This is a genomic window from Phocaeicola sp. RTP21359st1_B8_RTP21360_211022, assembly GCF_040911965.1.
GTDB lineage: Bacteria > Bacteroidota > Bacteroidia > Bacteroidales > Bacteroidaceae > Phocaeicola > Phocaeicola vulgatus.
Genome location: NZ_JBDFXP010000082.1, coordinates 1 through 10,249 on the forward strand (window position 1 = coordinate 1; position 10,249 = coordinate 10,249).

A 10,249-nucleotide genomic window follows, 5' to 3' on the forward strand; every position below is an offset into this window, starting at 1 on the left:
TAGTAATTTTGTAACAAGTTATGGATGGAGCTCTTTTCAATTAGAATACAGCGCACTTTTCAATTAGTATCTACAGTAAAAGATATATAAGGTGCGGCGACACATTATATACTAAAGTTTCCCACATTATTTAATATGATTATCCCCATACCACCAAATACTAATTTATCGGTTAAACCGGAACGCAAATGACACAAATCTAACCTCTGGCAGGTTTATATCCATGCTGTGCAGTTATTAATTTGTGTCATTTGCGTTCCAATTTTAATTTGTAGAACGAAATAAATCCGCGTTCTATCCATAAATTTCCATTTATCATCTAGTGGTATATAGGCGGATAATCATGAAAAAAACATTCAAACTTACAATTTAAAAGTATTTTTTATAATCTAGCTTTCAAATATTAAATAGACACGTCATATATACAACAAACTGTAATACAGAGACGCAAGACTGCATCTTTTTATCAAAATAAAGCACCAACCCTTTATCAAAAAGAAATAAATTACCTACTTTTGTAGAACAATATGAAATACAAACCAACATTATTATAAACTAAAGATAGCAATAATGGTAAAAACAGAGCAAACAGGTCTTTATGACGCAACCAACGAACATGACGCTTGCGGCGTAGGCATGGTAGTCAACATTCATGGCAACAAGTCGCATGAACTGGTAGACTCCGCATTAAAGGTATTGGAAAACATGCGCCACCGAGGCGCAGAAGGAGCCGATAACAAAACCGGCGACGGAGCCGGAATCATGCTACAGATTCCCCACGAATTCATCCTCCTGCAAGGCATCCCCGTACCCGAAAAAGGAAAATACGGAACCGGACTCGTATTTCTGCCCAAAGACGAAAAAGAGCAGGCCGGCATCCTAAGCATTATGATTGAAGAAATAGAACGCGAAGGACTTACCTTGATGCACCTGCGCAATGTGCCCACCAACCCCGCCTGCCTGGGAAAGGACGCACGGGCCACCGAACCGGACATCAAACAGGTATTCATCACCGGAGTGACAGATGCGGACAGTCTGGAACGCACCCTCTACATCATCCGCAAGAAGATAGAAAAGCGCGTGCGGCACACGGACTTCTACATCGTTTCGCTATCGGCAAAAAACATTATATATAAAGGTATGCTCTCGTCCATGCAAGTGCGCGAGTACTTCCCGGACCTGACGCAACCCTACTTTACCAGCGGATTGGCATTGGTACACTCCCGTTTCAGCACCAACACATTTCCTACATGGAGCCTCGCCCAACCGTTCCGTTTGTTAGCGCACAACGGCGAAATCAATACCATCCGCGGTAACCGGGGTTGGATGGAGGCGCGCGAAAGTGTCCTTTCCTCTCCGGCATTGGGGGATGTCAAAGACATCCGTCCCATTATCCAGCCGGGCATGAGCGACAGCGCCTCACTGGACAATGTACTGGAATTTTTTGTGATGTCGGGACTGAGCCTGCCCCATGCCATGGCGATGCTAGTACCCGAATCGTTCAACGACAAAAACCCTATCAGTGAAGAGTTGAAAGCGTTTTACGAATACCATTCCATCCTGATGGAACCTTGGGACGGGCCTGCCGCGCTGCTGTTCAGTGACGGACGGTTTGCCGGAGGAATGTTGGACCGCAACGGTCTGCGCCCTGCCCGTTACCTCATTACCAATAATGACATGATGGTAGTGGCCAGTGAAGTAGGCGTGATGGATTTCGAACCGGGAGAGATTAAAGAGAAAGGGCGTCTGCAACCGGGAAAAATACTGATGATTGATACCGAACAGGGTAAAATATATTATGACGGTGAACTAAAAGAACAACTGGCATCGGCACGCCCCTATCGCGCTTGGCTGTCTGCCAACCGCATCGAGCTCGATACCTTGAAAAGCGGACGCAAGATAGACAACCGGATAGACGGCTATGACCGTATGCTGCGTACCTTCGGATTCTCGCGCGAGGATATAGAACGCACCCTCATGCCGATGTGCAACACAGGGGCCGAACCCATCGCCTCTATGGGGAATGACACGCCGCTGGCCGTCCTTTCGGACAGGCCGCAGTTACTGTTCAACTATTTCCGCCAACAGTTTGCCCAAGTGACCAATCCCGCCATCGACCCTATCCGTGAAGAGTTAGTCATGTCGCTCACCGAGTACATCGGCGCCGTGGGAATGAATATCCTGGTGCCCAGCGAAAGCCATTGCAAAATGGTACGCCTGCCTCATCCCGTGCTGAACAACACCCAACTGGACATCCTCTGCAACATCCGGTATAAAGGATTCAATACCGTGAAACTCCCTATCGTATTCGAGGTGAGCAAGGGAAAAACCGGATTGCAAGAGGCCCTGAACGACCTGTGCAAACAAGCCGAGCAATCCGTTACCGACGGAGTGAACTATATCATTCTGAGCGACCGTTTTGTGGACGACACCCATGCCGCCATCCCGTCGCTGCTGGCGGTTAGCGCTGTCCATCATCACCTCATCTCCGTTCAGAAACGCGTGCAAACCGCATTGATTGTAGAAAGCGGCGAGATTCGCGAGGTGATGCACGCCGCCCTGTTGCTGGGATATGGCGCCAGTGCCATCAATCCCTACATGGCCTTCGCCGTACTGGATGAACTGGTGAGGAAAGGCGATGTGCAGATGAATTACGAAACGGCCGAAAAGAACTATATCAAGGCCATCCGCAAGGGCTTATTCAAGATCATGAGCAAGATGGGCATTTCTACCATCCGTTCCTATCGGGGCGCAAAGATTTTTGAAGCCGTAGGGGTCAGCGAGGAATTGCTGAGAAGCTATTTCGGCACACAGACATCCAGCATCGGAGGCATCCGTCTGGAAGAAGCCGCCAGAGACGCCATCGCCCTGCACGATGCCGGATTCGCCGCAAAAGAAGTGAGCGACATTTTACCGCACAACGGACTTTTCTCTTTCCGCAAAGACGGAGAACGGCACGCCTGGAATCCGGAAACCATCTCCACCCTGCAACTGGCCACCCGGCTGGGCAGCTACAAGAAGTTCAAGGAATTCACCTCCATGGTAGATGGAAAAGAGTCACCCCTCTTCCTGCGCGACTTCTTCGGGCACAAGCGAAACCCCATTGATTTGGAAAAGGTGGAGCCGGTAGAAAACATCGTGAAACATTTCGTGACAGGAGCCATGTCCTTCGGTGCTATCAGCAAGGAGGCACATGAGGCGCTGGCACTGGCCATGAACAAACTGGGCGCACGCAGCAATACGGGTGAAGGAGGTGAGGACAGCGACCGCATTACCGGCACTTACCAGGGTATCTCACTTTGCAGCAAGACCAAGCAGATAGCATCGGGACGCTTCGGAGTCACCGCCGAATACCTGGTCCATGCCGAAGAGATTCAGATAAAGGTAGCCCAAGGCGCCAAGCCGGGAGAAGGAGGACAACTGCCTGGATTCAAGGTAGATGAGGTGATTGCCAAAACCCGCCACTCCATTCCGGGCATCTCGCTCATTTCCCCTCCACCCCACCATGACATTTATTCCATCGAAGATTTGGCCCAGTTGATATTCGACCTGAAAAACGTAAACCCACAGGCACGAATCAGCGTGAAACTGGTAGCCGAAAGCGGCGTGGGAACCATTGCCGCCGGAGTGGCCAAAGCGAAAGCCGACCTGATTGTCATCTCGGGAGCGGAAGGAGGAACCGGCGCATCGCCTGCATCGAGTATGCGGTATGCAGGTATCTCGCCCGAAATAGGACTGAGCGAGACGCAACAGACCTTGGTGTTGAACGGACTCCGCGGACAAGTGAAACTGCAAGTGGACGGACAGTTGAAAACCGGACGGGATATTATCAACATGGCCTTGCTGGGTGCGGAAGAATTCGGTTTCGGTACCACCGCATTGATTGTGCTGGGATGCGTCATGATGCGCAAGTGCCACACCAACACCTGTCCCGTAGGCGTGGCCACCCAAGACCCCGAACTCCGCAAACATTTCCGCAGACACTATGAATATGTAGTGAATTATTTCACTTTCCTGGCACAGGAAGTACGCGAATATCTGTCCGAAATGGGATTCACCCGGTTGGAGGATATCATTGGACGGACAGACCTGATTGAAATACAACAAGCGCCAAGTGAGAAGAAATCCTCACTATTGGATTTCAGCAGACTGCTACACCGGGTGGACAGCGGAGCTGCCATACACCATGTCATGGAACAGAAGCACGACATCGCCCATGTAAAGGATGTAACCATACTGGCCGCCGCCCGGGATGCCATAGAAAACGGAAAAGAGATTTCCCTGGAATACACCATCGCCAATACGGACCGTTCGGTAGGTGCCATGCTGGCAGGGGCGGTTGCCAAGAAATACGGGCAGGCAGGACTTCCGGAACAGACCATCCACATCAAATTCAAAGGTTCGGCAGGCCAAAGTTTCGGTGCGTTCCTGACCCACGGCATCAGTTTCAAGCTGGAAGGCGAAGCGAATGACTATCTGGGAAAAGGACTGAGCGGCGGACGCATTGCGGTACTGCCCCCCGTGCGCAGCAATTTCGATGCGGAAAAGAATACCATCGCCGGAAACACCCTGCTGTATGGCGCTACTGACGGCGAGGTGTATATCAACGGACGGGTGGGCGAACGCTTCGCCGTCCGCAATTCCGGTGTGACGGCCGTGGTAGAGGGTGTAGGCGACCACTGTTGCGAATACATGACCGGAGGACGGGTCGTGGTACTGGGGGAAACCGGACGGAATTTCGCTGCCGGAATGAGTGGCGGCGTGGCTTACGTGTGGAACAAGAACCACAACTTCGATTATTTCTGCAACATGGAGATGGTGGAGCTCTCACTTATCGAGGAGGCATCTTACCGGAAGGAGCTGCATGAACTGATCCGTCAGCATTACCTCTATACCGGTTCCAAACTGGCACGAACAATATTAGATAACTGGAATCACTATGTGGATGAATTTATCCAGGTAGTACCTATCGAATATAAACGAGTATTGCAAGAAGAACAAATGCGCAAGCTACAGCAAAAAATAGCTGATGTACAAAGAGATTATTAACGACAAAAGAAATACAACAAAGATATGGGAAATCCAAAAGCATTTTTAACTATTCCGCGTCAGGAAGCGGGCTACCGTCCCATCCACGACCGGATATCAGATTATAGCGAGGTAGAACAGACTCTGAACAGCCGTGACCGGAAACTTCAAGCCTCACGCTGCATGGACTGCGGCGTTCCCTTCTGCCACTGGGCTTGTCCGCTGGGCAACAAGCAGCCCGAATTCCAAGATGCCCTCTACAAAGGCAAATGGGAGGAAGCCTACAAGATATTGAACGAAACCAACGATTTTCCTGAGTTCACCGGCCGCATCTGCCCCGCCCTCTGCGAAAAGAGTTGCGTGCTGAAACTGAGCATGGACTCTCCCGTCACCATCCGCGAGAACGAAGCGGCCATTGCCGAAGCAGCCTTCCGCGAAGGTTACATCAAGCCCCGGAACATTGAACGCAACGGACGGAAAGTAGCCATTATCGGCGCCGGGCCCGCCGGACTGGCCGCCGCCAACCAGCTCAACGGAAAAGGGTACACAGTGACCGTCTTCGACAAGAATGAGGCTCCCGGCGGCCTGCTACGTTACGGCATCCCCAACTTCAAGCTGCACAAGCCCATCATCGACCGCCGTATCCGGGTGATGGAAGAAGAAGGCATCCACTTCAAAATGAACAACGATGTGGATGTGCGGCAACTCCCCGAAGGTTTTGACGCCTACTGCATCTGCACCGGAGCTCCGACCGCCCGTGACCTCCCTGTCCCCGGACGCGAACTGAAAGGCATCCACCCGGCACTGGACATGCTGGCGCAACAAAACCGTATCCTTGCCGGCATGACGTTCCCGAAAGAACAACTGGTTACTGCCAAAGGGAAAAAAGTACTGGTCATCGGCGGAGGGGATACCGGCAGCGACTGCATAGGGACCAGCAACCGGCAAGGTGCCCTAAGCGTCACCCAAATAGAAATCATGCCCCAGCCGCCCGTAGGACAGAATCCTGCCACTCCATGGCCCCAATTCCCCGTCGTACTGAAAACCACCTCTTCTCACGAAGAAGGGTGCAGCCGCCTATGGTCTCTCGCCACCCGTAAGTTTTTAGGCAAAAACGGTAAAGTGTGCGGTGTGGAAGTGGAACAGGTGGAATGGACTCCCGATCCCGACGGCGGCCGCCCTGTCATGAAGCCCACCGGAAAGGTGGAAGTGATTGAAGCCGACCTGGTTCTTCTGGCAATGGGCTTCTTAAAACCCGAACATCCCCAATTCACCGAAAACGTATTCGTAGCCGGCGATGCGGCAAGCGGAGCCAGCCTGGTGGTACGCGCCATTGCCAGCGGACGGAAAGCGGCAACGGACATAGACAGTTATCTCAATAAATAAATCAACAAATACAATTATGTGTGGAATCGTAGGAATATTCAAGATAAAGCAACAAACGCAAGAGTTGCGTCAGAAGGCATTGAAAATGTCACAAAAGCTCCGCCACCGCGGACCGGACTGGAACGGTATCTATGTAGGCGGCTCTACCATCCTGGCCCATGAACGCCTCTCCATCGTAGACCCTCAAAGCGGAGGGCAGCCCCTATACAGTCCCGACCGGAAACAAATCCTTGCCGTGAACGGAGAAATCTACAACCATCGGGATGTTCGTGCAAAGTACGCCGGAAAATATGATTTCCAAACCGGAAGCGACTGCGAAGTCATCCTTGCCCTTTACCGTGACAAAGGTATTCACTTCCTCGAAGACCTGAACGGCATCTTCGCCTTCGCCCTTTATGATGAGGAGAAAGACGATTTCCTCATTGCCCGCGACCCCATCGGAGTCATACCTTTATATATAGGTAAGGATAAGGACGGCAAAATATACTGCGCCAGCGAGTTGAAAGCCCTCGAAGGGTTCTGTGATGAATACGAACCCTTCCTTCCCGGCCATTACTATTGGGGAAAAGAAGGCAAGATGACCCGCTGGTACGTCCGCGACTGGTTTGAATACGAAACCGTGAAAAACAACAATGCCTATTCCCAGGACATACACGACGGACTGGAAGAGGCCGTTAAACGTCAACTGATGAGTGATGTGCCCTACGGCGTACTTCTTTCCGGCGGTCTGGACAGTTCCGTCATCTCTGCCATTGCCAAGAAATATGCAGGCAAACGGGTAGAAACCGACAATAAAAAAGATGCCTGGTGGCCTCAGCTCCATTCCTTTGCTATCGGTCTGGAAGGTGCGCCCGACCTAATAAAAGCCCGCGAAGTGGCCCGCTTTATCGGAACCGTGCATCATGAAATCCACTATACCATCCAAGAAGGATTGGACGCTATTCGCGACGTCATTTACTACATCGAGACTTACGATGTCACCACCGTTCGCGCCTCTACCCCGATGTATTTGCTGGCACGCGTCATTAAAAGCATGGGAATCAAAATGGTGCTGAGTGGCGAAGGAGCTGATGAAGTGTTCGGCGGCTATCTCTATTTCCACAAAGCCCCTACAGCCCAAGCCTTTCATGAAGAAACCGTGCGTAAACTAGGCAAGCTCCACCTCTATGACTGCCTCCGTGCCAATAAATCCCTCGCAGCATGGGGAGTGGAAGGCCGAGTGCCTTTCCTGGACAAAGATTTTCTGGACATAGCCATGCGCCTCAATCCCGAGGCAAAGATGTGCCCCGGAAGCACCATTGAAAAGAAAATCGTCCGCAAAGCCTTTGCAGACATGTTGCCCGACAGTGTAGCATGGCGACAGAAAGAGCAGTTCAGCGACGGCGTGGGCTATAGTTGGATTGATACACTGAAAGCCCTTACCGCCGAAGCCGTCAGTGACGAGCAAATGGCGCACGCAACCGAACGGTTTCCTATCAATACGCCACAAAACAAGGAAGAATACTACTATCGCAGCATCTTCCAGGAGCACTTTCCCAGTGAAAGCGCAGCCCGCAGCGTGCCAAGCGTGCCCAGTGTGGCATGTTCTACAGCCGAAGCCCTTGCGTGGGACGCCGCCTTCAAGAACATGAACGAACCAAGCGGACGGGCCGTGAAGGGAGTGCACGAAGAAGCATATGATTCATAATATGGCAACGTGAGTCTGATTCCAACAATTTCATGCATATCTTTACCGCTTCTCTTACAGCATGTATTCAAAGAAGAGATGCTTTGCACCCCGAAATCTTGCGCGGCCTTGCCTTCGAAAAGAGGAAGGCTGCGCGGTGCTTTTGCCAACGTTTTCGAAATAGAGTGGAAAAAACAGCCCTTTCCATGCCGGGTATCAGAAAAAAATGGTGTAGCTTTGTATAGCTATAAAAAAGAGAAGAAGAAAGATGGAAACAAAAAAAGCGCCTCAAATCCCTTACGGCATCTCGGACTTTGTGCGGATGCGGACTGAAAATTATTATTATGTGGACAAGACCATGTATTTGCCCCTGATTGAAGATACAGCCAGCTATATCTTTATGATACGTCCGCGCCGTTTCGGAAAAAGCCTTTTCCTAAGCATAATGAAAGCCTACTATGACATTTTGCAAAAAGACCGTTTCGAAAGTTATTCAGCGGACTATGGATTGGTAAGAATTCCACCGACCAGCGCAACCGTTTCCAGATGATTTATTTTGATTTCTCAAAGGCAGGGGTTTCATTGGAAAGACTGGAAAAATGTTTTGAGACTTATTGCAATGTTGTCCTCTACCTGTTCATAAAGGATTACGCTTCTTATTATTATGATAATTTTGAAGAAAAGTGCTGTATCTGGCTCAAGGAACCACGTTACATAAAGTCCTGATACAGTTCAAAGGATGGGAAGTGGTGAGAAGTGAAAAAGATACACATTAAAAACACAATTAACAGATAAAATAATGAAAACACCTTTTATTCCTAAATTGATTCTCCTTTTTATCCTATTTTTTCTTTATTCTGCTGGATATGCACAACAACGGGATTCAATAACCATACGCGGACAAGTAACAGATTATAACGGACAACCCATTGACAGTTGTTCCATCTTTTGGCAGAGCCCCTCTTTTGATGACATTAAACAAGCCATCACTGACAAAAACGGATACTACACCACCCGTATTCCTAAAGGAAAGTATCAAAGTATGGGAGCTATCAATATGTCTACCTACCCACATACCGTAAAACCCGGACTAGCGGAAAAAGACCAACGTCTCGAATTTTGGGCATGGAATTTCATTGCCGATCGTGATACCACTCTCAACATTCGCTATCATCGTATGGAAGTCTATGGACTACGTATTTTCCACATCCCTGGAGGCATGCCCACCTATCAGATATATGTTCGACCCATGAGTCTGACCCGCACCCTGCAATGGCAAAAAGAAGAAAAATCCTCACTTGTACATGCACAGGATCTTAGCAAGATTGAGCAAACAGGTTTAAGCAAACAAGCCAAAGGCGTTTTGCTGGCACCATCGGCTGACAAACTAAAAGCTATCGTTTGGATAAATGGAGAAGAAGTACCTGTTCTGATGAAACAAGAGATAAAAGAGTACTTCGATGCTACCGAATACGGCAATGCCTATCTGCTGACCGTGGATATGCCCAGACACCAGAAAAATATTCTCCCCTACCGAATATTTAAAGTAGAGTTAACTGATTTAGAGAATGGTGACCGTGGAGAAGGGCTTTATTATATGGAAAAAGAGAACTATATAAAATAAAAAGAAGCGGTATTCTACCGCTTCTTGAGCCGAAACCGGGACTCGAACCCGGGACCTATTCATTACGAATGAATTGCTCTACCAACTGAGCCATTTCGGCAACTGTTTTTTCTGCAATATCGGGTGCTTTTCTGAAAAAGCGTTGCAAATATATATCTTTCTTTCGAAATAAAGAAACTAAAAGCGGATAATTTTTCAGTTATCCGATTTTGTTATGTCAATTGATGCCGGATTTATTAGTAGGCTTCTTCATGTATCCCTTTCATGGCCCATCCGCTTGGTTCGTTTATGTTCTTGAAAGCGGTATCCCACGTAAGAGCTTCAACGGTAGAATTGTTTTCTTTTATGTAAAGATTATAACATCAAGGCGTAAAAACTATTTTACACTAATTGCTCTCCTCATCAAACACCCGTGATATACTGAAATTTACCCACTCCATACCCAAACAATTCAATATCCGTCAAAGTTTGATGGTCTTTACCTTACCCGGAATGATGGTCAGATGCACCGTTCCATCCTTTTCTATCTCCACCTTCTGATATCT

Annotated in this window: 6 protein-coding genes and 1 tRNA gene; 6 read left to right on the forward strand and 1 reads right to left on the reverse strand. The window is 49.1% G+C overall.

Going from position 1 to position 10,249, the window contains the following annotated elements; all coding sequences use genetic code 11:
- Window positions 1-570: 570 nt before the first annotated feature.
- From gltB to AB5062_RS21990, 6 genes are all read left to right on the forward strand, one after another.
- Window positions 571-5,049 carry a glutamate synthase large subunit gene (gene gltB, locus AB5062_RS21965; RefSeq protein ID WP_022508948.1) on the forward strand — a complete coding sequence of 1,493 codons (4,479 nt, stop codon included), beginning with the start codon at window positions 571-573 and terminating at the stop codon, window positions 5,047-5,049.
- Window positions 5,050-5,073: 24 nt separating this feature from the next.
- Window positions 5,074-6,414, forward strand: a complete 1,341-nt coding sequence (locus tag AB5062_RS21970) for a glutamate synthase subunit beta (protein WP_117678551.1) — start codon at window positions 5,074-5,076, stop codon at window positions 6,412-6,414.
- Between the two features lie 16 nt (window positions 6,415-6,430).
- Window positions 6,431-8,101, forward strand: coding sequence for an asparagine synthase B (asnB, locus tag AB5062_RS21975; protein WP_195309727.1), 1,671 nt, complete (start codon window positions 6,431-6,433; stop codon window positions 8,099-8,101).
- Between the two features lie 247 nt (window positions 8,102-8,348).
- Entirely contained in the window at window positions 8,349-8,630 is a 282-nt protein-coding gene (locus tag AB5062_RS21980) for an AAA family ATPase (RefSeq protein WP_007846401.1), read from the forward strand.
- Window positions 8,588-8,806 carry a hypothetical protein gene (locus AB5062_RS21985; protein WP_117678549.1) on the forward strand — a complete coding sequence of 73 codons (219 nt, stop codon included), beginning with the start codon at window positions 8,588-8,590 and terminating at the stop codon, window positions 8,804-8,806. The genes AB5062_RS21980 and AB5062_RS21985 overlap by 43 nt, the downstream gene beginning before the upstream one ends.
- Before the next feature lie 73 nt (window positions 8,807-8,879).
- Window positions 8,880-9,704, forward strand: a complete 825-nt coding sequence (locus tag AB5062_RS21990) for a carboxypeptidase-like regulatory domain-containing protein (RefSeq protein WP_117678548.1) — start codon at window positions 8,880-8,882, stop codon at window positions 9,702-9,704.
- A 27-nt stretch (window positions 9,705-9,731) separates the two neighbouring features.
- Here the strand turns inward: AB5062_RS21990 and AB5062_RS21995 are convergent.
- A tRNA-Thr gene (locus AB5062_RS21995) sits at window positions 9,732-9,804 on the reverse strand.
- Between the last annotated feature and the right edge of the window lie 445 nt (window positions 9,805-10,249).